The organism is Rhizobium sp. Root1212, assembly GCF_001424985.1.
Lineage (GTDB): Bacteria > Pseudomonadota > Alphaproteobacteria > Rhizobiales > Rhizobiaceae > Pararhizobium.
Genome location: NZ_LMDA01000001.1, coordinates 88,947 through 114,643, shown reverse-complemented (window position 1 = coordinate 114,643; position 25,697 = coordinate 88,947). Strand labels below are relative to the sequence as shown.

Annotated in this window: 23 protein-coding genes; 14 read left to right on the top strand and 9 right to left on the bottom strand. The window is 62.4% G+C overall.

The genetic code is table 11. The features are described from left to right. Window positions 1-21 precede the first annotated feature (21 nt). Complete coding sequence (locus tag ASC86_RS00575) at window positions 22-726, top strand: SDR family oxidoreductase (RefSeq protein WP_056314837.1); 705 nt, start codon at window positions 22-24, stop codon at window positions 724-726. 67 nt (window positions 727-793) lie between these two features. Here ASC86_RS00575 and ASC86_RS00570 read toward each other — a convergent pair whose 3' ends face one another. Further along, window positions 794-1,408 carry a TerC family protein gene (locus ASC86_RS00570; RefSeq protein WP_056314835.1) on the bottom strand — a complete coding sequence of 205 codons (615 nt, stop codon included), beginning with the start codon at window positions 1,406-1,408 and terminating at the stop codon, window positions 794-796. Between the two features lie 974 nt (window positions 1,409-2,382). Here ASC86_RS00570 and aspS point away from each other — a divergent pair. Further along, window positions 2,383-4,170, top strand: a complete 1,788-nt coding sequence (gene aspS, locus ASC86_RS00560) for an aspartate--tRNA ligase (protein ID WP_056314831.1) — start codon at window positions 2,383-2,385, stop codon at window positions 4,168-4,170. 410 nt (window positions 4,171-4,580) lie between these two features. Here aspS and ASC86_RS00555 read toward each other — a convergent pair whose 3' ends face one another. Beyond that, a complete protein-coding gene (locus tag ASC86_RS00555) occupies window positions 4,581-5,774 on the bottom strand; it encodes a hypothetical protein (RefSeq protein WP_056314829.1) in 1,194 nt (397 codons plus the stop codon). 216 nt (window positions 5,775-5,990) lie between these two features. Between ASC86_RS00555 and parC the strand changes: the two genes are divergently transcribed. Then, entirely contained in the window at window positions 5,991-8,243 is a 2,253-nt protein-coding gene (parC, locus tag ASC86_RS00550) for a DNA topoisomerase IV subunit A (RefSeq protein WP_056314827.1), read from the top strand. Window positions 8,244-8,369: 126 nt separating this feature from the next. Here the strand turns inward: parC and ASC86_RS00545 are convergent, their stop codons facing one another. From ASC86_RS00545 to hemB, 5 genes are all read right to left on the bottom strand, one after another. Next, the gene (locus ASC86_RS00545; protein ID WP_056314825.1) at window positions 8,370-9,266 is read right to left on the bottom strand and encodes a DMT family transporter; all 897 of its coding nucleotides are present in this window, start codon (window positions 9,264-9,266) and stop codon (window positions 8,370-8,372) included. 4 nt (window positions 9,267-9,270) lie between these two features. Next, complete coding sequence (locus ASC86_RS00540) at window positions 9,271-10,050, bottom strand: arginyltransferase (RefSeq protein WP_056314822.1); 780 nt, start codon at window positions 10,048-10,050, stop codon at window positions 9,271-9,273. 145 nt (window positions 10,051-10,195) lie between these two features. Further along, window positions 10,196-10,675 (bottom strand): RDD family protein, encoded by a 480-nt coding sequence (locus ASC86_RS00535; RefSeq protein ID WP_056314820.1) that lies wholly within the window; start codon window positions 10,673-10,675, stop codon window positions 10,196-10,198. Window positions 10,676-10,745: 70 nt separating this feature from the next. Further along, window positions 10,746-11,342: a class I SAM-dependent methyltransferase gene (locus ASC86_RS00530; RefSeq protein WP_056314817.1), complete on the bottom strand. Its 597-nt coding sequence runs from the start codon at window positions 11,340-11,342 to the stop codon at window positions 10,746-10,748. Between the two features lie 397 nt (window positions 11,343-11,739). Then, on the bottom strand, window positions 11,740-12,753 hold the full coding sequence (gene hemB, locus ASC86_RS00525; protein WP_056314815.1) for a porphobilinogen synthase: 1,014 nt from the start codon (window positions 12,751-12,753) through the stop codon (window positions 11,740-11,742). 223 nt (window positions 12,754-12,976) lie between these two features. Here hemB and ASC86_RS00520 point away from each other — a divergent pair, with 223 nt between their 5' ends. From ASC86_RS00520 to ASC86_RS00490, 7 genes are all read left to right on the top strand, one after another. Next, entirely contained in the window at window positions 12,977-13,414 is a 438-nt protein-coding gene (locus ASC86_RS00520) for a DUF6163 family protein (RefSeq protein ID WP_056318044.1), read from the top strand. A gap of 130 nt (window positions 13,415-13,544) precedes the next feature. After that, window positions 13,545-14,057 (top strand): MarR family winged helix-turn-helix transcriptional regulator, encoded by a 513-nt coding sequence (locus ASC86_RS00515; RefSeq protein ID WP_056314814.1) that lies wholly within the window; start codon window positions 13,545-13,547, stop codon window positions 14,055-14,057. A gap of 318 nt (window positions 14,058-14,375) precedes the next feature. Then, on the top strand, window positions 14,376-15,686 hold the full coding sequence (locus ASC86_RS00510; protein WP_056314812.1) for a L,D-transpeptidase family protein: 1,311 nt from the start codon (window positions 14,376-14,378) through the stop codon (window positions 15,684-15,686). Between the two features lie 212 nt (window positions 15,687-15,898). Next, window positions 15,899-17,197: a serine hydroxymethyltransferase gene (gene glyA, locus ASC86_RS00505; RefSeq protein ID WP_056314810.1), complete on the top strand. Its 1,299-nt coding sequence runs from the start codon at window positions 15,899-15,901 to the stop codon at window positions 17,195-17,197. A gap of 15 nt (window positions 17,198-17,212) precedes the next feature. After that, on the top strand, window positions 17,213-17,686 hold the full coding sequence (nrdR, locus tag ASC86_RS00500; protein ID WP_056314808.1) for a transcriptional regulator NrdR: 474 nt from the start codon (window positions 17,213-17,215) through the stop codon (window positions 17,684-17,686). A 244-nt stretch (window positions 17,687-17,930) separates the two neighbouring features. After that, entirely contained in the window at window positions 17,931-19,046 is a 1,116-nt protein-coding gene (gene ribD, locus ASC86_RS00495; RefSeq protein WP_056314806.1) for a bifunctional diaminohydroxyphosphoribosylaminopyrimidine deaminase/5-amino-6-(5-phosphoribosylamino)uracil reductase RibD, read from the top strand. After that, window positions 19,046-19,672, top strand: coding sequence for a riboflavin synthase (locus tag ASC86_RS00490; protein ID WP_056314804.1), 627 nt, complete (start codon window positions 19,046-19,048; stop codon window positions 19,670-19,672). The genes ribD and ASC86_RS00490 overlap by 1 nt, the downstream gene beginning before the upstream one ends. Window positions 19,673-19,712: 40 nt before the next feature. Here ASC86_RS00490 and ASC86_RS00485 read toward each other — a convergent pair whose 3' ends face one another. Continuing rightward, window positions 19,713-20,231, bottom strand: coding sequence for a GNAT family N-acetyltransferase (locus tag ASC86_RS00485; protein WP_056314802.1), 519 nt, complete (start codon window positions 20,229-20,231; stop codon window positions 19,713-19,715). A 2-nt stretch (window positions 20,232-20,233) separates the two neighbouring features. Then, entirely contained in the window at window positions 20,234-20,755 is a 522-nt protein-coding gene (locus ASC86_RS00480) for a cupin domain-containing protein (RefSeq protein ID WP_056314800.1), read from the bottom strand. Between the two features lie 177 nt (window positions 20,756-20,932). On the opposite strand from ASC86_RS00480, the gene ribH reads away from it, so the two are divergent. From ribH to ASC86_RS00460, 4 genes are all read left to right on the top strand, one after another. Continuing rightward, window positions 20,933-21,397, top strand: coding sequence for a 6,7-dimethyl-8-ribityllumazine synthase (gene ribH / locus ASC86_RS00475; protein WP_056314798.1), 465 nt, complete (start codon window positions 20,933-20,935; stop codon window positions 21,395-21,397). Beyond that, entirely contained in the window at window positions 21,390-21,875 is a 486-nt protein-coding gene (gene nusB, locus ASC86_RS00470; protein WP_056314794.1) for a transcription antitermination factor NusB, read from the top strand. Before ribH ends, nusB begins: the two co-directional genes overlap by 8 nt. A 1-nt stretch (window position 21,876) precedes the next feature. Further along, a complete protein-coding gene (locus tag ASC86_RS00465) occupies window positions 21,877-23,112 on the top strand; it encodes an MFS transporter (protein ID WP_056314792.1) in 1,236 nt (411 codons plus the stop codon). 271 nt (window positions 23,113-23,383) lie between these two features. After that, a complete protein-coding gene (locus ASC86_RS00460; RefSeq protein WP_056314791.1) occupies window positions 23,384-25,519 on the top strand; it encodes a sodium-translocating pyrophosphatase in 2,136 nt (711 codons plus the stop codon). Window positions 25,520-25,697 lie beyond the last annotated feature (178 nt).

Here is a 25,697-nt window from a genome sequence, read left to right as displayed (position 1 = left end):
CTCGAAGGAAAGGTAAAGTCCATGTCAGTAGAAAAAGTGGCTGTAATCACCGCAGGCGGCAGCGGCATGGGCGCCGAGGCGGCCCGGCGTCTGGCAGCAGACGGCTACAAGGTCGCAATCCTCTCCTCCTCCGGCAAGGGTGAGGCACTGGCGGCCGAACTCGGCGGCATCGGCGTCACCGGCTCCAACCAGTCGAATGACGATCTGCAGCGGCTGGTGGATGCGACGATGGCCAAGTGGGGCCGCATCGACGTGCTCGTCAACAGCGCCGGCCACGGCCCGCGCGCCCAGCTGCTGGAAATCACCGACGAGCAGTGGCACACCGGCATGGACGTCTACCTGATGAACGTCATCCGCCCGGTCCGCCTTGTCACCCCGATCATGCAGGCCCAGAAGTCGGGCGCCATCGTCAATATCTCCACGGCCTGGGTGTTCGAACCGTCGCCGATGTTCCCGACATCAGCCGTCTTCCGCGCCGGCCTCGCCGCCTACACCAAGCTTTTCGCCGATACCTATGCGGCCGACAACATCCGCATGAACAACGTGCTGCCCGGCTGGATCGACAGCCTGCCGGCCACCGAAGAGCGCCGCGACAGCGTGCCGATGAAGCGCTACGGGACCAGCGCCGAGATCGCCGCGACCATCGCCTTCCTTGCCTCCGAAGGCGCCGGCTACATCACCGGCCAGAGCCTGAAGGTCGATGGCGGCCTGATGCGCTCGGTCTGAGCCGACAGACCAAACAAAAAAGGCCATCGGAGCGATCCGATGGCCTTTTGATTCTCCGGCTGAAATATCAGACCGCTCCGTTCACATAGGGCCAGACTTCCACAGTGCCGCGATAGATCATGTCGAGCGAGACATAGAGAATGATCGCAAGGCCGATATAGGCGATCCAGTGATACTTGCCAAGAAGGCGGGCGATGAAGTTGGCGGCAAAGCCCATCAGCGCGATGGACAGGGCGAGCCCGAGGATCAGCACGCTCGGATGCTCGCGCGCCGCACCCGCAACGGCCAGCACGTTGTCGAGCGACATGGAAACGTCGGCGACTACGATCTGCGTCGCGGCCTGGAAAAAGGTCTTCCTTGGCGCGTTGGCATTGGCAATCGCCTCTTCGTCGCCGTGGCCGGCGCGCAATTCGCGCCACATCTTCCAGCAGACCCAGAGCAACAGCAGGCCACCGGCGAGCAGCAGCCCGATGATCGCCAGCAGATGCACGGCCACGGTCGCAAAGGCGATACGCAGCACGGTCGCGGCCAGAATGCCGACAAGGATAGCCTTCTTGCGCTGCGTCGGCTCAAGGCCGGCCGCGGCAAGGCCGATGACGACGGCATTGTCGCCGGCAAGAACGAGATCGATCGCGATGACCTGCAAAAGCGCCGTCAGACCGGCCGCCGTAAAAATATCCATTCCACTTTTCCCCTGGACTTGAAGCCTCGACCCTCTCCGGTCGCGAACCGTTTTGACGCCCAATCTGCAACTAGCAGCCAAATAGACAATGGAATAGGGTTATCCAGACTGAAGCCCCCGAAAAGACGCGGGCGAGCAGCCCGCCTTGGAAAGCGAAGCAGAAAACGCCGACTTGGAAATCCTCCCGGCAGCCTCTCCGCAGATGCAGGAATGGTTGCGTCGGTAAAGCGTTACCGAATGAAGCTGACGATTTGCTGACATTCCGCCATCCCCGCAAATCCCCGCCGCCTGCTGCGCGGCCTACACTGCCGGCGTCCTGCCACGGATACACCGGAGCGCGTTGACGGCGAGGCGGGACCGGTGCCCTGGAAGACGGCTGAAACGCAGGTCGTATTTCAGGACGCGGCAGAAAATGGTTTCCCTCCCGTTTGAAAGAGAGCGGGGCGTGCCTGTGGGGCACACAGGAAGACGGCCATGCCGTTCTTCGCAGAGGAACCGGAGTTGTCGTGCCAAGACACCGAACGGGGCGCTGCGAGGCGTCATATTATAAAACAAAGATGAGGCTCCCCGCGGCGCCCCGTCCGAACCCGGCTTGCCAGGGTGCAGATGATTCCATTCCCACGGATGCTCCGGGCATTGCGTGGCTTTTGGCGCAGGGAAGGGTAAAGATGAAGAACGGAATTCGCCTCCTGTCCCTTCTCCTCGCCTGCGGGGAGAAGGTGCCCGACAGGGCGGATGAGGGGCCAAGCCACGCCATCTCGGGGGATGAAAGATCGCCCCTCACCCTAACCCTCTCCCCGCAGGCGGGGAGAGGGGACAACCGAGAGCGTGGCCTCCACCCCACCCGCAAAAGACCCCAAGCCTTGACAAATCGGGCCGGTCATGCGCTTGTCCGCCCGATTTTCGATATTGCCGCCCGGCCCAAGTCTCAGGCTTAACTCCGGCGCGGCCCATCAGCGTTTCAGGATATCACGATGCACCGTTACCGCAGCCACACCTGCGCCGCCCTCCGCAAGTCCGATGTCGGCTCGACCGTTCGCCTGTCCGGCTGGGTCCACCGCGTCCGCGACCATGGCGGCGTGCTCTTCATCGACCTGCGCGACCATTACGGCCTCACCCAGGTCGTGGCCGATCCCGATAGCCCGGCCTTCAAGACGGCGGAAGCCGTGCGCGGCGAATGGGTGATCCGCATCGACGGCCTCGTCAAGGCCCGCACCGAAGACACCGTCAACAAGGGCATGCCGACCGGCGAGATCGAGCTGTACGCGCAGGAAATCGAAGTCCTGTCATCCGCCAAGGAACTGCCGCTGCCGGTCTTCGGCGAGCCGGAATATCCGGAAGACGTGCGCCTGAAATACCGCTTCATCGACCTGCGCCGCGAGACGCTGCACAAGAACATCGTCAAGCGCACCCAGATCATTTCCTCGATGCGCAAGGGCATGGGTGAAGCCGGCTTTGCCGAATACACCACCCCGATCCTGACCGCGTCGTCGCCGGAAGGCGCCCGCGACTTCCTCGTCCCGAGCCGCATCCACGAAGGCAAGTTCTTCGCCCTGCCGCAGGCCCCGCAGCAGTACAAGCAGCTCTTGATGGTCGCCGGCTTCGACCGCTACTTCCAGATCGCTCCCTGCTTCCGCGACGAAGACCCGCGCGCCGACCGCCTGCCGGGCGAGTTCTACCAGCTCGACGTCGAAATGAGCTTCGTCACCCAGGAAGACGTCTGGGAAACGATGGAGCCGATGATGACGGCCGTCTTCGAGGAATTCGCCGAAGGCAAGCCGGTCACCAAGCAGTGGCCGCGCATTCCCTATGACGAAGCGATCCGCAAATATGGTTCCGATAAGCCGGACCTGCGCAACCCGATCGTCATGCAGGACGTGACCGAGCACTTCGCCGGCTCCGGCTTCAAGGTCTTCGCCAACATGATCGCGTCGAACCCGAAGGTTCAGGTCTGGGCGATCCCGGCCAGGACCGGCGGCTCCAGAGCCTTCTGCGACCGCATGAACGCCTGGGCGCAGTCCACCGGCCAGCCCGGCCTCGGCTATATTTTCTGGCGCAAGGAAGCCGACAAGCTCGAAGGCGCAGGCCCGCTTGCCAAGAACATCGGCGAAGAGCGCACGGAAGCCGTCCGCAATCAGCTCGGCCTCGACGACGGCGACGCCTGCTTCTTCGTCGCCGGCGACCCGGCCAAGTTCTACAAGTTTGCCGGCGAAGCCCGCACCCGCGCCGGCGAGGAACTGAACCTCGTCGATCGCGACCGCTTCGAAATGTGCTGGATCGTCGACTTCCCGTTCTACGAATACAACGAGGAAGAAAAGAAGATCGACTTCGCCCACAACCCGTTCTCGATGCCGCAGGGCGGCCTCGAAGCCTTCGACAGCAAGGACCCGCTGGAGCTGAAGGCCTACCAGTACGACGCGGTCTGCAACGGTTTCGAAATCGCCTCGGGCTCGATCCGTAACCAGTCGCCGGAACTGATGGTCAAGGCCTTCGAGAAGGTTGGTCTGAGCCAGGCGGACGTGGAGGAGCGCTTCGGCGGTCTCTACCGTGCGTTCCAGTACGGTGCCCCGCCGCACGGCGGCTGCGCCTTCGGCATCGACCGCGTGGTCATGCTGCTGGTCGGCGCCAAGAACCTGCGCGAGATTTCGCTGTTCCCGATGAACCAGCAGGCGCAGGACCTCCTGATGAACGCCCCGTCGCCGGCAACGCCGCAGCAGCTGCGCGAACTGGCCCTGCGCGTGGTTCCGTCCAAGAAGGACTGATCGGCTCGACAGCTTTGGAATGTTCGAAATGGCGGCTCTCGGGCCGCCATTTCCGTTTTCCCCGCCGCCTCGGCTCGGTGCACAATGGGCACGGGGGGCGGAACCGATCTCCGGTTGTTTGACATTGCAACAGGCTGCAAATTTGAAATTCGCCGCCTTACCCCCCTCTGCCCTGTCGGGCATCTCCCCCCTCAAGCGGGGAGATTGGCAGGAGGCCGCCTCTCGCTCCCGATCTCCCCCCTTGAGGGGGAGATGTCAGCAAAGCTGACAGAGGGTGGTGGTGCCGCAACCTCAACACTTGCGGATGGTCGCATCTGTACGGTTATCCATCTCCGGAATAAACAAAAACGCCCGGCTAAAAAAGCCGAGCGTCTCCTCGTAGACCCGCTGATTAAGAGTCAGCTGCTCTGTCAATCGTTCGCCGTCACCTTCACGCCCAGCACGGACGGAACCGTGTTCGGCGCACCCATGGCCGCACCCATGATCATCGGGAACGGAACCGGCTTCTCCGGCTTGGCGCTGATGGTCAGGCTCTTCGGCTGGTCGAGATAGGCGTTGGCGGCAGCCGAGACCTGGTTCTGCAGTTCCGGCACGTTGAGCTGCGCCATCATGATCGGCACGAGGCCCTTCAGCGACTGGGCGAACTGGTCGCCGGTCGTGCCCTGTTCCTTGGCGATATAGTCGAGCACGCGCTTGGTGATCGAGGCATCGTCGAAGCGGATCGAGGCGCCGTTGAAAGTCAGCTGCTGCATCAGGCCCATCATGGAAAGACCCAGCGCCTGGTTTGCCTCTTCCTTGTTCGGATTGGCTTCCTGCGCCTTCATCGCTTCCTGGATGGCCTTGATGAATTCAAGGGTATAGCCGGAGATGTTGAAGGTCAGGTTCAGGCGGCCGACATTGGCGAAATCGAGCGCGTATTCGTCGAGTGCAATTTTGCCGCTGGCGATCTCCCAGCTGCCCTTCATGGTCATTTCGCCGGCAAGCGTCGTGAGCCCGAGCTTCTGGATCGCATCCTTGGTCTTGGCGTCTTCCACGTCGGAGAGATCGGCCTTCACGCCCTTCAGGGCAGCGTCGAAATCGAAGCCGGTGTCGTCGTCCTGGCGGTTGAGGTTGGCGTCGATCGATTCGAGCGCGAAAACCTGCTTGCCCTTGGCGGTGACGGTGACCGCACCGGTGCTGGCGCTTTCATAGAGCAGCATGTCGTCGATCGTGCCGCCGTTCGGGTTCGCCGGGATCGTCAGGCCGCCGACGGCGATGTCCTTGACGCTCAGGCTGCCTTCGGCCTCGGAAAGGTCGACATCCGGCAGGCTGACGGTTTCGACATAGTAGCCGCCGTCGTCGTATTCCTCGACGCCTTCCAGCGTGACTTCGCCGATCTTCAGGTCCTTGTCGGAGCCGACGGTCTTCAGCGCGACGTTGGAGAGCGTCACGCTGTCGCCGTCGACGTCTGCGCCGTCATAGGTGATGGTGGTGCCGTTCACCGCCGAGGCGGCGTTGAACTTGGCGACCAGATCTGCTCCATCGAGCGCGAAGGCCGGTGCTGCGGCAAGTCCGACAAACGCAGCGCTTGCCAGCATCATCGGGAGGGTGCGCATGGGCATCATCTGTATGTTCCTCGTCTAAAGGTTTAATTTTGCAACGCGTTTCTAATACGAACCGGGAGGTGAATATATTCGAAATGAAATGCGACGGAAGCGCGTCCCCGCATGTTTATTTTTGCGGGCCGGGCAGGGGCGGAAAGGTCTTGAAAATCGGGTTCTCCACAGCGCAATACCCTGCAAATCCTTGCTGTTCACGGTTTGTTGGGGTAGCAAGGAAGGATGGGACAGAGCCTTTTGCCGCCGTCGGGCGGAGACGATAACATTCAGCCGGTCGATCTGAAGGCGGCGCTGGAAGAGCGCTATCTCGCCTATGCGCTATCGACCATCATGCACCGCGCTTTGCCGGACGTGCGCGACGGGTTGAAGCCCGTGCATCGCCGCATCGTCTATGCGATGAGCGAGATGGGGCTGCGCTCCAACACCGCCTTCCGCAAATGCGCGAAAATCGTCGGCGAAGTCATGGGTAATTTCCATCCCCATGGCGACCAGTCGATCTATGATGCGCTGGTGCGTCTCGCCCAGGATTTCTCCGTCCGTTATCCTCTTGTCGACGGCCAGGGCAACTTCGGCAACATCGACGGCGATAGCCCGGCGGCGATGCGCTACACCGAATCGAAGATGACGCCGGTGGCCGAGCTTTTGCTCGAAGGCATCGATCAGGACGCGGTCGATTTCCGCGATACCTACGACGAGAGCAATTCCGAGCCCGTCGTCCTGCCGGGCGCCTTCCCGAACCTCCTGGCAAACGGCTCCTCCGGCATCGCCGTCGGCATGGCGACCTCGATCCCGCCGCACAACGCCCACGAACTCTGCGATGCCGCGCTGCTCTTGATCAAGAAGCCTGACGCGACCATCGAGGAACTGGTCGATCTCGTTCCCGGCCCGGATTTCCCGACCGGCGGCATCATCATCGACGGCCGTGAAAGCATCATCGAAGCCTACAAGACCGGCCGCGGCGGTTTCCGCGTCCGCGCCAAGTGGGAAGTGGAAGATCTCGGACGCGGCTCCTGGCAGATCGTCGTCACCGAAATTCCCTATCAGGTGCAGAAGTCACGCCTGATCGAAAAGATCGCCGAACTGCTGATCGCCCGCAAGCTGCCGCTTCTTGAAGACATCCGCGACGAATCGGCCGAAGACGTCCGCGTCGTGCTGGTGCCGAAGAGCCGCTCCGTCGATCCGACGATCATGATGGAATCGATGTTCCGCCTGACGGAGCTGGAAAGCCGCTTCCCGCTCAACATGAACGTCTTGTCGATGGGCCGGGTGCCGAAGGTCATGTCGATCGGCGACGTGCTAACGGAATGGCTGCACCATCGCCGCGAAGTGCTGCAGCGCCGCTCGCGCTTCCGTCTCGCCGCCATCGAGCGCCGCCTGGAAATCCTCGGCGGCTACCTGATCGCCTACCTCAACCTTGACGAGGTGATCCGCATCATCCGCGAGGAGGACGAGCCGAAGCAGGTGATGATGGAGCGTTTCTCGCTCACCGACCTGCAGGCCGAATCGATCCTCAACATGCGCCTGCGCTCGCTGCGCAAGCTCGAGGAATTCGAAATCCGCACGGAATTCGAAGGGCTGACCAAGGAGAAGGCCGATATCGAGTCGCTGCTGGCTTCGGAAGAAAAGCAGTGGCAGACGGTTGCCTATGAAATCGGTGATGTGAAGAAGCGCTTTGCCAAGGCAACCGAACTCGGCCGCCGCCGCACGCAATTCGCCGATGCGCCGCAGGCCGATGACGATGCGGTCCAGCAGGCGATGATCGAGAAGGAACCGATCACCGTCGTCATCTCCGAAAAGGGCTGGATACGCGCGCTGAAGGGCCACATCTCCGACACCGCCTCGCTGCAGTTCAAGGAAGGCGACGCGCTGAAGGTTGCTTTCCCGGCCTCGACGACCGACCGTATCCTGATCTTCACGACCGGCGGCAAGGCCTACACGCTGGGCGGCGACAAGCTGCCGGGCGGACGAGGCCACGGCGAACCGCTGCGCATCATGGTCGACATGGAAAACGATCAGGACGTACTGACCGCCTTCGTCCACGACCCGGCGCGCAAACTGCTGCTGTCGTCAGCGGCAGGCAACGGTTTCGTCATTCCGGAAGCGGATGTGGTCGCCAATACCCGCAAGGGCAAGCAGATCATGAACGTTTCGATGCCGGACGAGACGAAGCTGATCATCCCGGTCAAGGGTGATCACGTCGCCGTGGTCGGCGAGAACCGTAAGCTGCTCGTCTTCCCGCTGGTTCAGATCCCGGAAATGGGCCGCGGCAAGGGCGTGCGCCTGCAGCGCTACAAGGACGGCGGTATCTCCGACCTGCGCTGCTTCGCCATCGCCGATGGCCTCACCTGGAGCGACAGCGCCGGCCGCAGCTTCCTCAAGACCAAGGACGAGTTGCTGGAATGGATGGGCGACCGCGCCAGCGCTGGCCGCACCGTGCCGAAGGGCTTTCCGCGGAGCGGGAAGTTTAGCGGGTAATGCTTTCCCGTCGGGCGATTGAAATTCGCCCGACGCCTAATGCTGTCGGGTGTTTTCCGTGGTTGTCCCCGGCGTGAGCTGTGCTGCTACAATCAGCCCATGAATTCAGAGCAATTTGCCCATCAATCAATTCACCGCAGCCGCAACCGCCTTCACCGACCTGCGCCGCATCTGCCAGAGCGAGTGGCCGATCAGGGCGAGGATGAGGATGGTGCCGCCGAGGAGGGCCTGGGAGGTCGGGACTTCGGCGAAGACCATCCAGACCCAGATCGGCGCCAGGATCGTTTCCAGAAGATAGAACATGCCGACCTCGGGGGCGGAGAGGTAGCGGGGGCCTGTCGCGAGACAGAAGAAGGCGATCGGGAGCATGATCAGGCCGTCGAACATGATCCACTCTGGATGGGCGACCGAAAAGCCTGCCGGGGGAAGAAGGGCAAGGGCGGCGATGGCGGGGAAGATCGCGGTGGCGAGCGGAACGAGGCTCATGTCCTTGCCGCTGGCGCGACCGATGGTGATCGCGCCGCCGAGCAGGAAGGCGGTGCTGGCGGCCATGGCGTCGCCGAAGAAATTGCCGCTTTCCAGCCCGTCATGAACGATGAGGCCGACGCCGACGATCATGATGGCCATGGTGACCAGCGTGGCGTTCGACGGGCGCTCCTTCAGGAAGATCCACGACATCAGCGCTGCGAACATCGAGGTGAAGGCGAGGATGAAGGCAACATTGGCCGTCGAGGTGTTGAAAACGGCGAGCAGGAAGGTGAAGGAGTTGATGCCGTAGAGCAGGCCGGCGACGAGCCCGGCCTTGCCGGGGATCAACGCGATCTTCTTGCCCATCAGCAGGTTGAGCACCACCCAGGCGACGAGGGCCACGGCGAAGGTGCAGAGGCTGCGCAGCGCCAGCACCGACCAGACTTCGCCATCGCCGGAGCGCAGGAGCGGAATATCGAAGGAGAGGGCGAGGCCGCCGAGGCCGGTGATGGCAAGGCCGCGACGATGATGCGCGGCGTCTATGGCATGGCTCAAGATGTCAGTCCGATTCGTTCAGGGGCGTAATGTCCGGCCCGGTATAGCGCTCCCAGCCGCGCGCCATAAGGTGCTCCTGCGGCAGAAACTTTGTTTTATAGTCCATCTTGCGCGATCCCTTGACCCAATAGCCCAAATAGACGTGGGGCAGGCCGCGCTCGTTGGCTTTGCGGATGTGGTCGAGGATCATGTAGGTGCCGAGCGAGCGGTCCTGCTGCGCGGGGTCGAAATAGGAATAGACCATCGACAGCCCGTCGCCCATCTTGTCGGTGAGGGCGGCGGCGATCAGCGGACCCTTGCGGTCGCCGGAAATGCCTTCGCCTTCGACGCGCACGCGGTATTCGATGATCTTGGTGTTGACGTGGGTGTCCTCGACCATCATCGCGTAGTCGAGCACCGACATATCGGACATGCCGCCATGCTGGTGGCGGTGGTCGAGATAGCGGCGGAACAGGCTGTATTGCTCGCTCGATGGCTCGGCCGGATATTCGGTGGAGACGATGTCGCGGTTGGCGGCAAGCACGCGGCGCATGGAGCGGGTGGGTTTGAACTCGCCGGCGAGGATACGCACGGAAATGCAGGCGCGGCAGCTTTCGCAGGCCGGTCGGTAGGCGATGTTCTGCGAGCGGCGGAAGCCGCCCTGGGTCAGGAGATCGTTGAGTTCCGGCGCCCGTTCGCCGACCATGTGGGTGAACACCTTGCGCTCCATCTCCTGCGGCAGGTAGGGACAGACTGCCGGCGCGGTCAGATAAAACTGCGGAGACGGTGCGGTTTGCGTGTTCATGTGGGGCGGAAATAGCTCTCGGTGCCGCGATTTGCTGGTATCGCCTACAGCATGGCGCAAGTTTTCAAAAGGTCAACAGCAGGAAAAGCCCGCCTTTATTGGCGGGCTCCCTAATCCTGACTATAAAGTTCTATTTTGGCGGCTTTCAGGCCGGCGCCGTCCAGTAGCTTTCGGCGCGGACCATGACGGTGCCGAGCAGCAGGTCCTGCAACAGGCGACCGCGATCGGTGAACAGGCCGATCAGCACGATGAAGGGCGTCAGCAGCGCATTGCCCACCCAGAACAGCACGAGGTGGACGATCGCCGTCAGGAAATCCAGCGGACGGCCATCGGTGCGCGCCAGCGCAAGGCCCATCATGCTCATGCCGGGCGAGGCCTGCCGGCTGCCGCCGACGGTCAAGCCGAAATAGAGCATGGCGACCACGACGAAAAGGATCGGATAGAGGAACCAGCCGAGGCCGAGGGTCAAAAGGCCGAGGAAGAAGACGATGACGGCGGCCGGAATCCAGAGCAGCGCTACGATCGCATAGTCGATCAGGAACGCAAAGACGCGCCGGCTCAGCACGCCCTGATAGGCACGCCAGTCATTGCTGGGCAGTCGAAGGTTCTCGTTGCGAAAGCTCATTCAGGTGTCTCCGTTTTGTTCGGAGATGGATATGGGGAGCGGCGAGGGGGAATGCAATGGAGGGGTTGGGTTAGCCCGTTTTTACCACCGTCACGCCAAGCCAAAGGGTTTCCTCCCCATCATAGCCGCCGCCCTCACGCTGCTCGATTGCGGGAGAGGGCCAGCCGGATTCTTCGTATTGCAGCCGCAACCAGTCGGCGGTGGGGTAGTTGAAATAGCGGCCAAAACGGTCGCGGCCTTCGCTGTCTCCGGCCTTGAAGCTGGCATAAAAGATACCCGCCGGCTTCAAGGCGCGATGGATGCGGGAGAGGGCGGCGCTGAGTTCAGTTCTTGGGACATGCAGCAGGCAGGCATTGGCCCAGATACCGTCAAAGCATTCGACATCGTCGAGCTGATCGAACGGCAGCACTGCTACGGGGCGGTCGAGCAAGTGTTCGGCGGCTGCGGTCATTTCGGGCGAGCCATCTGTCGGAATGACGTCAAACCCACGTTCCAGCATGGCGAGGCTATCCTGACCGCCACCGCACCCGAGTTCGAGGATTTTGGCACTCGTTGGCAGTCGGGAGAGGAAGCCGTCGAGCCCGCGGGCAACAGCGCGTGGACGACTGGCATAGACCTGCGCTTCCGACGCATAGAAATTGAGGGTCTTTTCGTCGGAAGAGGTCATGGGGCAATGTCTCGCTAGGATATTCGTCAAGTCCAGCTACGGGTGTTTCTTGTTAACGGTTTCATCCGACCGGTTCGCTGGAGAAAGTATAACGCGTACACCCTTCCAGACTTCCCGGAGGAAAAATGCCAGGAAAAGAACTGCGATCACATAGGGAAACGCTGATAACGAGAACTGCAGAAAATCCCAAAGTTGCGAGTTCCGTGTGACGCAGGCTGCGTAATCGGCCTGAGCTACCCGTCACATTGAGAGAAAGCGAAATCAATGTTGCTTTCGGCCATGCGAATCCAGTGACCTTCTCAATTGCATCGGATTGACTATCGCACGCGAAAAACGCCGCAGCTATGGCAACGGCGGAAAAGCATCATCAGTTGCACTGGCCAAGTATGCAGCGTCCTCACCGCCTCGCCAATATCCTCGCCACCTCAACCGCAAAATAGCTCAATATCCCGTCACATCCCGCGCGCTTGAAGGCCAGCAGGGTTTCGAGCATGACGCGTTCGCCGTCGATCCAGCCGTTGGCGGCGGCGGCCTTGATCATCGTGTATTCGCCGGAGACCTGATAGGCGAAGACGGGGAGGCCGAAGCTTTCCTTCATGCGCCAGCAGATATCGAGATAGGGGAGGCCGGGTTTCACCATCAGCATGTCGGCGCCTTCCTCGACATCGAGGGCGGCGTCGCGCATGGCTTCGGTGCCGTTGGCGGGGTCGATGTAATAGGTCTTCTTGTCGCCTTTCAACAGGCCGCCGGTGCCGATGGCTTCGCGGTAGGGGCCATAGAAGGCGGAAGCGAATTTGGTGGCGTAGGACATGATGCCGACATTCTGGTGGCCCGCCGCGTCGAGTGCGCGGCGGATGGCGCCGATGCGGCCGTCCATCATATCGGAGGGGGCGATGATATCGGCGCCGGCATCGGCCTGGGCGACGGCGGCGCGGGCGATCTGGGCGACGGTTTCGTCGTTGACGATCTCGCCATCGCGCAGGATGCCGTCATGGCCGTGGCTGGTGAAGGGATCGAGCGCGACATCGGTGATGATGCCGATGTTCGGCACTGCCTTCTTGATGGCGCGGGTGGTCTGGTTGATCAGATTGTCGGCGGCGAGGCTGTTGGAGCCGGTCTCGTCGCGCAGGGACATTTCGATATTGGGGAAGGTGGCAAGGGCGGGGATGCCGAGATCGGCGGCTTCGCGGGCGGCTTCCACTGCCTTGTCGATGCTCATGCGGTTGACGCCGGGCATGGCGTCGATCGGCTCGACGATGCCGGAGCCGGGTACGATGAAGATCGGCCAGATGAGATCGTCTGTTGTCAGCTGGTTTTCGCGCACCATGCGGCGGGTCCAGTCGGCCTTGCGGTTGCGGCGCATGCGGCGGTGGCCGGTGATGATATCGACAGGGTTGGTCTTGTCCGCCATGGGGCACGCCTTTCTCTCAAACGTCTTTCCGGCGCGGTTTATCATGGGGCGGGCGAAAGCAAAACCGGACTTCATGCGGCAAAGTGATGCCGCCTTCCGCAAAGTGTCTGGCGGAGGGGAGGGCTGATTTCCGGGGCGCGTTGCGCTTCAGGTTTTTGCTTTGCGCATGTCGTTATCGCAAAACCGCTGCACACTTTTGCGCGACATGCACTATCTTGCGCGCATGACTCTTGATTCTGTCCAGGTGCCGCGTCTCTCGCTTGCCGAAATCCTGTTTGGCATCTTCCTGCGGCTCGTTGCCGTCAGTTGCTTCTGGTTCGGCCTCAGCTACTGGGCGCTGTTGATCGGCTATTCCTATGACGGTTCCGGCCGCTTCGATCTGTTGCCTGTCGCCTGGCGGGTGGCGGCCACGACGCTGGCCGTCGTTTATCCTGTGGCGGCGCTCGGGCTGTGGTTGACTGTGTCGTGGGGGCCGGTGATCTGGCTGGTGGCGGCGGCGACCGAGATCGCCATGTTCGGCTTCTATCCGCAGACATTCGGAGCCAAGCCGCTGCTGCTGGCGCTGCACGCCGCTGTCGCCGTCGTCTTCGTTCTTTTCCGGGTGGTGATCCTCTTTCAGCGCGCCCGGCAGAACAAGGCGGCAAGAAATGATTCACCCTGACACAACAGTCCCAAATCGTAAGGCGCTGTTAAGCCTACGGTTTAAGTCGAATTTTATACGTATTCGATAGTGTCTCACTCAAGGCGGGGATAACCAATCACACCGCCAAACAAAACAGTGAGGCAGTAACATGAACACCAAGATCAAGCCGCAGGCAGTTGTCGCAAAAGATCCCCATGAAGATGCGATCCGTTCGCTTTACATGGAATCCCTCCACCTCGTCGAGCGTCTGCACCGTCGCCTGCTCGACGTCATCAAGGACGAGTTCGATCGTGAAGGCCGCAGCGACGTCAACGCCGTTCAGGCGCTCCTGCTCTTCAACATCGGCAACTCCGAACTGACCGCCGGCGAACTCCGCTCCCGCGGTTACTATCTCGGCTCCAACGTTTCCTACAACGTCAAGAAGCTGGTCGATCTCGGCTTCATCAACCACCAGCGCTCGCGCATCGACCGTCGCTCGGTCCGCATCAGCCTGACGGAAGACGGCCAGGAAATCGCCGAGACCGTTGCCAAGCTCTATGAGCGCCACATCGGCTCGATCCAGAAGGTCGGCGGCATCGGCACCGACGAATTCGGCCAGATGAACAAGCTGCTGCAGCGTCTGGACCGCTTCTGGAACGACTCGATCATGTATCGCCTCTGATCCGAGGGATAAACCGATCATCAGCAACGCCCGGTCGCAGCGCGATCGGGCGTGCTCGCGTTTCAGGGTGTTGCAGGAATGCCGATGCGGAAGGCTTCGCGCCTGCCGGAAGGGCCGGGGCTCTGGCCCGTGACACGAATTGGCCATATTGCTGTGACAGCCACGGATGCAAGAAACGCGCCTTTTGGGCTGCCGGAAAACTCCTCGCTTTTGATGTGATTTTCAACGCGAAACGTGAGGTCCGGGCGCCATTTTTGGCTTTGGTTAACCTTGTTCGTGGTAGCGTTGGGTGCGCCGCAGCATTGGGATGGTAGGGATATGTCGAAGAAAAACGGAATTGATGCTTTCTCGCGCCGGTCTTTCCTGCGCTCGGCCGCCGCTGTCGGCGCCGCTGCATGGGCAGGTGGCGCCAGCGCACAGGATGCGCTGATGGAAATCATCAATGCGCCGCGTCGCGGCGCCTGGGACGACCAGTTCGACGCCAAGGCTTCGCGCTCGGCCGCGACGGTCGCTTCCAACACCCCGATCTTCAGCATGGAGACGATCGCCAACACCCAGCAGGCGATTGCCGACTACCAGCAGATCGTTTCTGCCGGCGGCTGGCCGACCGTCAATACCGGCCTGAAGCTTGAGATGGGCGTGTCCGATCCGAGCGTGCAGACGCTGCGCCAGCGCCTGATGGTGACCGGCGATCTCGCGCAGTCGGCCGGCATGTCCAATGCGTTCGATTCCTATGTCGATGGCGCGGTCAAGCGCTTCCAGGCCCGTCACGGCCTGCCGGCGGATGGCGTGCTTGGCGAATTCTCGATGAAGGCGCTGAACGTTGCCGCCGATGTCCGCCTCAACCAGCTGAACACCAACCTCGTTCGCCTGCAGTCGATGTCAGGCGATCTCGGCCGCCGTTACATTGTCGTCAACATTCCCGGTGCGCAGATCGAAGTCGTCGAAAACGGCCGCGTCGTGCAGCGCCATACGGCGATCGTCGGCCGGCTGTCGCGCCCGACCCACATCATCAATTCCAAGATCTACGAGGTCATCCTCAACCCGTACTGGACCGCACCACGCTCGATCGTCGAGAAGGACATCGTGCCGCTGATGCGCAAGAACCCCAGCTACCTCAAGGACAATGCCATCCGCCTGCTCGACGGCAGCGGCAACGAGGTTTCGCCGGAAACGATCGACTGGAACGCCGAAAAGGCCCCGAACCTGACGTTCCGCCAGGACCCCGGCAAGATCAACGCCATGGCGTCCACCAAGATCAACTTCCACAACCCGAATAACGAATACATGCACGACACGCCCTCGCAGGGCCTGTTCAACAAGCTCGCCCGCTTCGAATCCTCGGGCTGCGTGCGCGTGCAGAACGTTCGCGACCTGACGGTTTGGCTCCTGAAGGAAACCCCCGGCTGGAGCCGCAGCCAGATCGAGGCGACCATCCGCGCCGGCCAGAACAACCCGATCAAGCTTGCCGAGGAAGTGCCGGTGTATTTTAAGTACATTTCGGCCTGGTCGACGATCCCGCACATCGTGCAGTTCCGCGACGACATCTACGAGATGGACGGCGCGCAGGAGCTGGCGCTTCAGACCACGACCGGCATCGAGCCGGTAGTCGCCGGCAGCGTCGAGTAAAGTATTTTCCTGCCCGCGAAAGGCAGTTTTGCAATTGCGCAGCCGCGCTCTTTTTTAAGAGTGCGGCTTTTGCATATCCGGCACCTTGCCGGGAAAAAGCGTCGCGACCGGGCGTGGTCGGTGGGGGAAATGGCGCAAATCGCATAGCCCGTATTGCCCTTGCCATGCGAGGACGGTAAACACCGTGCCACATCCTCACAGGAGCCCTGAGAATGAGCGTTTCTTCCACAACCGACGTTTTCTTCACCCGCTCGCTTGCCGATACCGATCCGGATATTTTCGGCGCGATCGAAAAGGAGCTTGGCCGCCAGCGCCATGAGATCGAACTGATCGCCTCCGAAAACATCGTCTCGCGCGCCGTTCTGGAAGCGCAGGGCTCGATCATGACCAACAAGTACGCCGAGGGCTATCCGGGCAAGCGCTATTACGGCGGCTGCCAGTTCGTCGACATCGCGGAAGAACTCGCCATCGAGCGCGCCAAGAAGCTGTTCGGCGTCAACTTCGCCAACGTTCAGCCGAATTCCGGTTCGCAGATGAACCAGGCCGTGTTCCTGGCGCTCCTGCAGCCGGGCGATACCTTCATGGGTCTCGACCTCAACTCGGGCGGTCACCTGACGCATGGTTCGCCGGTCAACATGTCCGGCAAGTGGTTCAACGTCGTTTCCTACGGCGTGCGCGAAGGCGACAACCTGCTCGACATGGATGCCGTTGCCGAAAAGGCCCGTACCCACAAACCGAAGCTGATCATCGCCGGTGGCACCGCCTATTCCCGTATCTGGGACTGGAAGCGTTTCCGCGAGATTGCCGATGAAGTCGGCGCTTACCTGATGGTCGACATGGCCCACATTGCCGGTCTCGTTGCCGGTGGCCAGCATCCGTCGCCGTTCCCGCATTGCCATGTCGCCACGACCACGACCCACAAGTCGCTGCGCGGCCCGCGCGGTGGTGTGATCCTGACCAACGACGAGGATCTGGCGAAGAAGTTCAACTCGGCCGTGTTCCCCGGCCTGCAGGGCGGTCCGCTGATGCACATCATTGCCGCCAAGGCCGTCGCCTTCGGCGAGGCGCTGCAGCCCGAGTTCAAGGATTACGCAGCCCAGATCGTCAAGAACGCCAAGGCGCTTTCGGAAACGCTGGTTGCCGGCGGCCTCGACATCGTTTCGGGCGGTACCGACAACCACCTGATGCTGGTTGATCTGCGCAAGAAGAACGCCACCGGCAAGCGCGCGGAAGCCGCTCTCGGCCGTGGCTACATCACCTGCAACAAGAACGGCATTCCCTTCGACCCGGAAAAGCCCTTCGTCACATCCGGCATCCGTCTCGGCACGCCGGCCGGCACGACGCGCGGTTTCAAGGAAGCCGAGTTCAAGGAAATCGGTAACCTCATCGTCGAGGTTCTCGACGGCCTGAAGGTTGCCAATTCCGATGAAGGCAATGCGGCGGTCGAAGCCGGCGTTCGTGAAAAGGTCGTCAAGCTGACTGACCGTTTCCCGATGTACCCGTATATGTAAGATCAGAGAAGCTGGATGCGCTGCCCCTATTGTGGATCGGAAGATAGCCAGGTCAAGGATTCCCGTCCTGCCGAGGACGGAGCCGCGATCCGGCGGCGGCGCATCTGCCCGGACTGCGGCGGCCGGTTCACCACTTTCGAGCGCGTGCAACTGCGCGAGCTGATGGTGTTGAAGAAGACCGGCCGCAAGGCGCCCTTCGACCGGGACAAGCTGATGCGGTCGTTCGAGATCGCGCTGCGCAAGCGGCCGGTCGATCGCGACCGCATCGAGCGAGCGGTGTCCGGCATCGTACGGCGGCTCGAAAGCTCTGGTGAGACGGAAATCTCCTCCGAAGAAATCGGCCTGCAGGTTCTGGAGGCCTTGAAGAGCCTCGATGACGTGGCTTTCGTGCGCTACGCCTCGGTCTATCGCGATTTCTCCCATGCGGAGGATTTCGAGAAGGTGATCAGCGAGATCAGCGCGAAGATCGCGCGCGATCCGGGGGCGTGATAGAGGGCTGCGGAGTTTGCCGCATCACCCCCCTCTGTCAGCTACGCTGACATCTCCCCCTCAAGGGGGGAGATCGGGAGCGAGAGGCTAACCCCGGCGAATCTCCCCCCTTGAGGGGGAGATGCCCGCAGGGCAGAGGGGGGTAGTAGGGCGGCTGGCTCGGACTATCTTGAAATTGAGGCATGAAAGCCTCACATGACTGCTCCCACCCCGTTCCCCCGATCCGTAGCGGAGCTTTGCAGAAATGACCGAATGGAGCCGCAACGACGAGCGTTTCATGGGCGAAGCCCTGGCTCTCGGCCATCGGCATCTGGGTCAGACTGCCACCAATCCTTCCGTTGGCTGCGTGATCGTTCGCGATGACGGCGATGGACCGCGCATCGTCGGCCGAGGCGTGACCGCTATCGGCGGGCGGCCGCATGCGGAGACGCAGGCGCTGGCGGATGCCGGCGGGCTGGCGCGCGGCGCGACCGCCTATGTGACGCTCGAACCCTGTTCGCATCACGGCAAGACGCCGCCCTGCGCCAACGCGCTCATTGCGGCTGGCGTGGCCCGCGTCGTCATCGCCGTTACCGATCCCGACGAGCGGGTGAGCGGTCATGGCATCGACATGCTGCGCGAGGCCGGCATTGCCGTCGAAACCGGGCTGATGGAACCCGAGGGCGAGCGGGAGCTGGAAGCCTATCTGATGACCCGGCGTGAGGGGCGGCCCTTCGTCACGCTGAAGCTAGCCGTTTCCGCCGATGGCATGATCGGTGCGACCGGCAAAGGGCAGCTTGCGATCACCGGTCCGGAAGCCCGCGCGGAAGTGCACCGCCTTCGCTCGGTGACCGACGCCATTCTCGTCGGCATCGGCACGGCTGTCGCCGACGATCCTGAACTGACGACGCGGCTGCCGGGGCTGGAGCATCGCTCGCCGATCCGTATCGTGCTCGACCGGCGGCTGGAACTGCCCGTTACGTCCAAACTCGTACAAAGCGCCCGCAAGGTGCCGGTGATCGTCGTCAGCGACGGCGATGCCTGCTCCGTCAGCGAACAGGCCCGGCGCGATGAGCTGGAGGCGGCCGGCGTTGAAATCCTCATTTGCCGGCAGGACGATCTTATCGATCTGCTCGGGGCGCTGGCGACGCGCGGCATTTCTTCGCTTCTGGTCGAAGGCGGGGCGAAGACGGCGCAGCTTTTCCTCAATGAAGGTCTGGTCGATCGCATTCTGCTGTTTACCGGTGCGGTTACGGTCGGGGAGGGTGGCGTTGCGTCGCCCATCGACCGCAAGCTCGTGCCGGTCGGTTTCCTGCATCGTGCCAGCCATTCCTTCGGCAACGACATCCTCGATGAATACGAATATGAAAGAAACTCCTGATGTTTACCGGCATTGTCACTGATATCGGCACCGTCCAGTCCGTCACTCCGCTCGACGAGGGCGTGAAACTGCGGATCGGCACCGTTTATGACCCCAAGGGCATCGATATCGGTGCCTCGATTGCCTGCTCCGGCGTCTGCCTGACGGTGACGACGCTGCCGGAGGATGGCTCGAACGAGCGCTGGTTCGAAGTCGAGGCCTGGGAAGAGGCCTTGCGGCTGACGACCATTGCCGACTGGCAGGCGGAGCGGAAGATCAATCTGGAGCGCTCGCTGAAGATCGGCGACGAACTGGGTGGGCATCTGGTCTCCGGCCATGTCGACGGCAAAGCGGAAATCCTCTCCGTCGAGGCGGAGGGTGAGGCGACCCGCTTTCGCCTGAAGGCGCCGGAGCATCTGGCGCGGTTCGTGGCGCCGAAGGGTTCGGTCGCGCTCGATGGCACGTCGCTGACGGTCAATGCCGTCGATGGCGCGGTCTTCGATGTGCTGCTGATCCGCCATTCGCTGGAAGTGACGACCTGGGGTGAGCGACAGGCGGGCGATCTCGTCAATTTCGAGGTCGATACCATGGCGCGTTATGCTGCCCGGCTTGCGGAGTTTCCGGCACCGAAGGCTGCCGATGCCTGATTGATCTGCGCGAAGCGCCACGGCGCTTCGCGCAGCTATCTTATCTCTCGAAGAGGATCACGTTGGCGCCGTGATAGGTCGTGCGGCGCACTTCATGGAAACGAAGCTTGGTCGCGACCCGGATCGAGGCAACGTTTTCGATGTCGATGATGCAGGCCTTCTTCAGGGCCGGGTGGTACTGGTCTCCCCAGCGCAGCATGGCGCTGACCGCCTCCGTTGCGTACCCCTTGCCATGGGCGGCGGGGGAAAGCGCCCATCCGGTTTCCATCTTGCCTTCGAGCGAAGGCGTGATCACCCGGTGCAGGTCGTGGAAGCCGGCCTCGCCGATGAGCTGGCCCGTTTCCTTGTCCTGCAGTGCCAGAAACCCGAAGCCGAAATAATGCCACATGCCGACCTGTCGCAGGAACCGCGTCCAGGACTGTTCGCGAGAGAACGGCACGCCGCCGATGAAACGGGTCACCTGTGGATCGGCAAACAAGGCCGCGTAGTGGTCAAAATCCGTGCGGCGATAGGGGCGCAGGCGAAGGCGGTCGGTTTCGATGGTTGGGACTTGCTGCATGATTATTCCGTTTTTGCCGTTTCGATCCCCGGTTCGCCATCCCAATAATCCACGGGCGAGGGCTGGCGGCCGATGAAACTGAAGACCGCCTTTCTGTCCGTCGCGACCGACTTGGCGAGGAACTTGCCGGAATCGGGATATTCGACGATTTCAGCCTTGGCTTTCGTGGAGATGGAGAGATATTTCAGCGGCACCGTGCCGGTGTTGATGATCTGGTGGGCGGTGTCCTGTCCGCCGGCCGGGGCACCGAGCACGTCGCCCGCTTTCATCGGGCGCCGCTCCGGGCCGAAGCGGTATTCGCCTTCGCCCTCGAGGATCACGAACAGTTCGTCTTCGATATGGTGGTTGTGGAAGGGACAGCCGGATTTTCCGGGCGGCACCTCGCTATAACCGATGCCGAGTTCCTTGAGGCCGAGAAGCGCGCCGAAGGCGGTATCGGTGGATTCGAAGAAGTCGCCTTCGCGCCAGTGTTCGAGCTTCAGCTCCGAGAGGGTCACGACGGGGAAATTCGTCGTTGTGCTCATTGTGTTCTCCTTTGTTTGTGGCACCATTGCAGAGGTGAGGGCGGTTTGCAAAGCGGGTCGGCCATGACGGGCGGGCGCGTTTCATGGAAAAACACTTGCCATTGCGGGCCTGCCGTGATTTGACCGGCCACCCTGGCCGATAAGGATCGGCCGCGTTTTTTTCTGACAGGTGAGACAATGTCCGATACCTCGAACCCACATATCCTGATTGTGGAAGCGCGCTTCTATGACGACATGGCCGATGCGCTGCTCGACGGCGCGACGTCTGCGCTGAAGGAAGCCGGCGCGACCTATGATCTCGTCACCGTTCCCGGTGCGCTCGAAATCCCCGCCGCCATCGCCATGGCGCTCGACGGCGCCGACAACGGCGGCACCGATTACGACGGCTTCGTCGCGCTCGGCATGGTCATCCGCGGCGAAACCTATCACTTCGATATCGTCGCCAACGAATCCTCCCGCGCGCTGATGGACCTCTCCGTCAGCGAGAGCCTTGCGATCGGCAACGGCATCCTGACCGTCGAGAACGACGACCAGGCCTGGGCCCGCGCCCGCAAGACCGAAGGCGACAAGGGCGGTTTTGCAGCCCGCGCGGCCCTCACCATGATCGAACTCAAGAAGAAGCTGGGCGGCTACAGTGACTGACACTCCCTCCGAACCGCGCGTTCCCAAGCAGGCCAACCAGCGCGGCGCTGCGCGCCTTGCGGCCGTTCAGGCGCTTTACCAGATGGATGTCGGCGGCACCGGCGTTCTGGAGATCGTCGCCGAATACGAGGCGCATCGTCTCGGCCAGGAGATCGACGGCGATACCTATCTGAAGGCCGACGCCTCGTGGTTCCGCTCGATCGTCTCCGGCGTCGTGCGCGACCAGCGCAAGCTCGATCCGTTGATCGGCGCGGCGTTGCAGGACGACTGGGCGCTGTCGCGGCTCGACAGCACCGTGCGCGCCATTCTACGCGCCGGCACTTTCGAACTGGTGGAGCGCAAGGACGTGCCGGTGGCGGTCATCGTCACCGAATATGTCGAGATCGCGCGCGCCTTCTTCGAGGACGACGAGCCGAAGCTCGTCAACGCCGTGCTCGACCGGATTGCACGCCAGATTCGCACCGACGTCAGGACCTGACATGGTGGCGGTGAGCGGAGACATAAAGGGCGGCGAGATCGCCCTCATATCCGCGCGCCGCAACGTCTATCTTCTGACGGCCGCCCAGGCCGTTCTCGGCACGATGGGGCCGATCGTCTTTTCTGTCGGCGGCGTGGCGGGCTATCAGCTACTCGGCGCCGACAAGTCGCTGGCGACGGCGCCGCTGACCGGTTTCAATATCGGTGTCGCCATGGGCGCGATTTTCGTGGCGGTGCTGTCTCGGCTGCTCGGCCGGCAGGCGGCGTTCATCGTCGGAGCGCTTTTGGGCGCTGCCGGCGGTATCATGGCGGCTTACGCGCTTTATCTCGCCGATTTCTGGCTCTTCGCTTTCAGTCTCCTCGTGACCGGGCTTTCGGGCGGCTTTACGCAAAAGCTGCGGTTTGCGGCGGCCGATGCATCGCCCACTTTCTACAAGCCGCGGGCGATCTCGTGGATCTTGGCGGGCGGCATGGTTTCGGCCGTGCTCGGGCCGCAGCTGGTGATCCAGACGCGGGACATGCTGGCGCCGGTGTTCTTTGCCGGAGCTTTTCTGGCGGTCGTGCCGGTCTGCCTCGTGGCGATTATCTTTCTCGCTTTGCTCAGGCTGCCGGACCAGCGGCCGGCGGTGCATGCGGCAGCGAGCCTTCCGGTGCGGCCGCTGGGTGAGATCGTGCTGACGCAACGTTTCTTGACCGGCATGGTCTGTGGCATCTCCACCTATGCGCTGATGACCTTCATGATGACCGGTGCACCGATCGCCATGGTCGTCGGCTGCGGTTTTCCGCAGGATATGGCAACACTCGGCATCCAGTGGCATGTGCTGGCGATGTTCGTGCCGAGCTTCTTTACCGGCATGCTCATCAGCCGCTTCGGAGCGGAGCGGGTGGTGGCCTGTGGGCTGCTGATCCTCATGGCCTGCGCGCTGGTTGCCCATGCGGGCATTGCGCTGTGGAATTTCTGGGGCGCGCTGATCCTGCTCGGGCTCGGCTGGAATTTCGGCTTCATCGGCTCGACGGCGATCGTTGCGGCGAGCTACCGGCCCCACGAGGCCGACAAGGTGCAGGGCTTTCACGACATCATCCTGTTTACCGCCGTGGCGCTTGCCTCCTTCGGCTCGGGCAAGGTGCTGAGTGCCTATGGCTGGGACATGCTGAATGCTGCGGTCTGGCCGCTGACGATCCTGTGCCTCTCGCTGCTTTTGGCGCTGTTTATCCGCGAAAACCGCCGTTCGACGTAAGTTTTCCTTCCAAAGAGGCGGTTCAGGGCATGTAAGCAACCGCCAACATACCGAAAAACGTAGGTTTTTGCCGTTCGCGCCGCTTGACGATACCGATTCGTCCCCGCACTCTGGCCGCGCATCTCCCTCGACGCTTGAGGAGGCAAGGGGAGGCTGCGATTGCCGTAGTATCCCGCTTTCCGGTGGTGACACGCGAAGGCCACGGATGCTCCGGAGGAAGAGGCCTGCGGACCGGAGTGAGCCCGCAGGTTCGCAACGGAGGAAAGAGCGAATGAGCATACTTCTGGGCGTAATCGCATGCGGGTTGCTTTCGGTGGTCTATGCCATCTGGGCGATCCGGTCGGTGCTTGCCGCCGACCAGGGCAATGCCCGCATGCAGGAGATCGCGGGTTTCATCCGCGAGGGGGCGCAGGCCTATCTTACACGGCAATACAAGACCATCGCCATTGTCGGCGTCGTCGTTTTCATCGGCGCCTGGGTTCTTCTTTCGGCGACGGCCGCGATCGGCTTCCTGATCGGCGCCGTACTTTCGGGCGCTGCCGGCTTCATCGGCATGCACGTCTCGGTCCGCGCCAATGTGCGCACCGCCCAGGCCGCATCCGTCAGCCTGTCTTCCGGTCTCGATATCGCCTTCAAATCCGGCGCCATCACCGGCATGCTGGTGGCCGGCCTCGCGCTGCTCGGCGTCTCCATCTACTATCTGGTGCTGACGGCCGGCATGGGGCATGAGCCCGGATCGCGCGAAGTGATCGACGCGCTCGTCTCGCTTGGCTTCGGCGCTTCGCTCATCTCGATCTTCGCCCGTCTCGGCGGCGGCATCTTCACCAAGGGCGCCGACGTCGGCGGCGACCTCGTCGGCAAGGTAGAAGCCGGCATTCCCGAAGACGATCCGCGCAACCCCGCCACCATCGCCGACAACGTCGGCGACAACGTCGGCGATTGCGCCGGCATGGCGGCCGACCTGTTCGAGACCTATGCCGTCTCGATCGTCGCGACCATGGTTCTGGCGGCGATCTTCTTTGCCGGCACGGCGACCCTTGCCACCGCCATGGTCTATCCGCTGGCGATTTGCGGCACCTGCATCATCACCTCGATCGTTGGCGCTTTCTTCGTCAAGCTCGGTGCCAACGGCTCGATCATGGGCGCGCTCTACAAGGGCCTGATCGTCACCGGCCTGTTGTCGATCGTCGGGCTGTGGGCGGCAACCTCGCTCACCGTCGGCTGGGGCTCCATCGGCACGGTCGACGGCAAGGACATCACCGGCGTCAACCTGTTCGCCTGCGGCATTCTCGGCCTGATCGTCACGGCGCTGATCGTCGTCATCACCGAATACTACACCGGCACTAACAAGCGTCCGGTCAACTCGATCGCCCAGGCCTCGGTCAGCGGCCACGGCACCAACGTCATCCAGGGTCTCGCCGTTTCACTGGAATCGACGGCGCTGCCGGCCATCGTCATCGTCGGCGGCATCATCGCCACCTACCAGCTCGGCGGTCTGTTCGGCACCGGCATCGCGGTCACCGCCATGCTCGGCATCGCCGGGATGATCGTGGCGCTCGACGCCTTCGGTCCGGTCACCGACAATGCCGGCGGCATCGCCGAAATGGCGCACCTGCCGCCGGACGTGCGCAAATCGACCGACGCGCTCGATGCGGTCGGCAACACCACCAAGGCCGTAACCAAAGGTTATGCCATCGGTTCGGCTGGCCTCGGCGCGCTGGTGCTCTTCGCCGCCTATTCGAACGATCTGCGCTACTTCGCCGCCAATGGCGACAAGTATCCGTATTTTGCCGATATCGGCACGATCTCGTTCGATCTTTCCAACCCCTATGTGGTCGCGGGCCTGATCTTCGGCGGTCTCATTCCCTACCTCTTCGGCGGCATCGCCATGACCGCAGTCGGCCGCGCTGCAAGCTCGGTCGTCGAGGAAGTGCGCCGCCAATTCCGCGAGAAACCGGGCATCATGGCCGGCACCGATCGTCCAGACTACGGGCGTGCGGTGGACATGCTGACCAAGGCTGCGATCCGCGAAATGATCATCCCCTCGCTCCTGCCGGTGCTGGCGCCGATCGTCGTCTATTTCGGCGTGTTGGCGATCTCCGGCTCGAAGGCCTCTGCCTTCGCGGCGCTCGGCGCTTCGCTGCTCGGCGTGATCGTCAACGGCCTGTTCGTGGCGATCTCGATGACCTCGGGCGGCGGTGCCTGGGACAATGCCAAGAAGAGCTTTGAAGACGGCTTCGTCGACAAGGACGGCCAGCGGCATATGAAGGGCTCCGAGGCCCATAAGGCTTCGGTGACCGGCGATACCGTCGGCGATCCCTACAAGGATACGGCCGGCCCGGCCGTAAACCCGGCGATCAAGATCACCAACATCGTGGCGCTGCTGCTGCTTGCGGTTCTGGCATAGGGCCGCATTAGACCACTTCCGTCATGCTCGGGCCTGTCCCGAGCATCTTCCAGCCTCTCCGCATATGAGGGCAGGCTGGAAGATGCTCGGCACAAGGCCGAGGATGACGCAGAAAGGAGGCAGGGCTCAGTGAACACCTCTCAGACAAACAAAAACCCGCGGAGCGATCCGCGGGTTT

Excerpts from the sequence above, each read along its gene's own strand:
- ASC86_RS00575 (WP_056314837.1), top strand. The coding sequence starts at position 22 with ATGTCAGTAGAAAAAGTGGCTGTAATCACCGCAGGCGGCAGCGGCATG.
- ASC86_RS00570 (WP_056314835.1), bottom strand. The coding sequence starts at position 1,408 with ATGGATATTTTTACGGCGGCCGGTCTGACGGCGCTTTTGCAGGTCATC.
- aspS (WP_056314831.1), top strand. The coding sequence starts at position 2,383 with ATGCACCGTTACCGCAGCCACACCTGCGCCGCCCTCCGCAAGTCCGAT.
- ASC86_RS00555 (WP_056314829.1), bottom strand. The coding sequence starts at position 5,774 with ATGATGCCCATGCGCACCCTCCCGATGATGCTGGCAAGCGCTGCGTTT.
- parC (WP_056314827.1), top strand. The coding sequence starts at position 5,991 with ATGGGACAGAGCCTTTTGCCGCCGTCGGGCGGAGACGATAACATTCAG.
- ASC86_RS00540 (WP_056314822.1), bottom strand. The coding sequence starts at position 10,050 with ATGAACACGCAAACCGCACCGTCTCCGCAGTTTTATCTGACCGCGCCG.
- ASC86_RS00535 (WP_056314820.1), bottom strand. The coding sequence starts at position 10,675 with ATGAGCTTTCGCAACGAGAACCTTCGACTGCCCAGCAATGACTGGCGT.
- ASC86_RS00530 (WP_056314817.1), bottom strand. The coding sequence starts at position 11,342 with ATGACCTCTTCCGACGAAAAGACCCTCAATTTCTATGCGTCGGAAGCG.
- hemB (WP_056314815.1), bottom strand. The coding sequence starts at position 12,753 with ATGGCGGACAAGACCAACCCTGTCGATATCATCACCGGCCACCGCCGC.
- ASC86_RS00520 (WP_056318044.1), top strand. The coding sequence starts at position 12,977 with ATGACTCTTGATTCTGTCCAGGTGCCGCGTCTCTCGCTTGCCGAAATC.
- ASC86_RS00515 (WP_056314814.1), top strand. The coding sequence starts at position 13,545 with ATGAACACCAAGATCAAGCCGCAGGCAGTTGTCGCAAAAGATCCCCAT.
- ASC86_RS00510 (WP_056314812.1), top strand. The coding sequence starts at position 14,376 with ATGTCGAAGAAAAACGGAATTGATGCTTTCTCGCGCCGGTCTTTCCTG.
- glyA (WP_056314810.1), top strand. The coding sequence starts at position 15,899 with ATGAGCGTTTCTTCCACAACCGACGTTTTCTTCACCCGCTCGCTTGCC.
- nrdR (WP_056314808.1), top strand. The coding sequence starts at position 17,213 with ATGCGCTGCCCCTATTGTGGATCGGAAGATAGCCAGGTCAAGGATTCC.
- ribD (WP_056314806.1), top strand. The coding sequence starts at position 17,931 with ATGACCGAATGGAGCCGCAACGACGAGCGTTTCATGGGCGAAGCCCTG.
- ASC86_RS00490 (WP_056314804.1), top strand. The coding sequence starts at position 19,046 with ATGTTTACCGGCATTGTCACTGATATCGGCACCGTCCAGTCCGTCACT.
- ASC86_RS00485 (WP_056314802.1), bottom strand. The coding sequence starts at position 20,231 with ATGCAGCAAGTCCCAACCATCGAAACCGACCGCCTTCGCCTGCGCCCC.
- ASC86_RS00480 (WP_056314800.1), bottom strand. The coding sequence starts at position 20,755 with ATGAGCACAACGACGAATTTCCCCGTCGTGACCCTCTCGGAGCTGAAG.
- ribH (WP_056314798.1), top strand. The coding sequence starts at position 20,933 with ATGTCCGATACCTCGAACCCACATATCCTGATTGTGGAAGCGCGCTTC.
- ASC86_RS00465 (WP_056314792.1), top strand. The coding sequence starts at position 21,877 with ATGGTGGCGGTGAGCGGAGACATAAAGGGCGGCGAGATCGCCCTCATA.
- ASC86_RS00460 (WP_056314791.1), top strand. The coding sequence starts at position 23,384 with ATGAGCATACTTCTGGGCGTAATCGCATGCGGGTTGCTTTCGGTGGTC.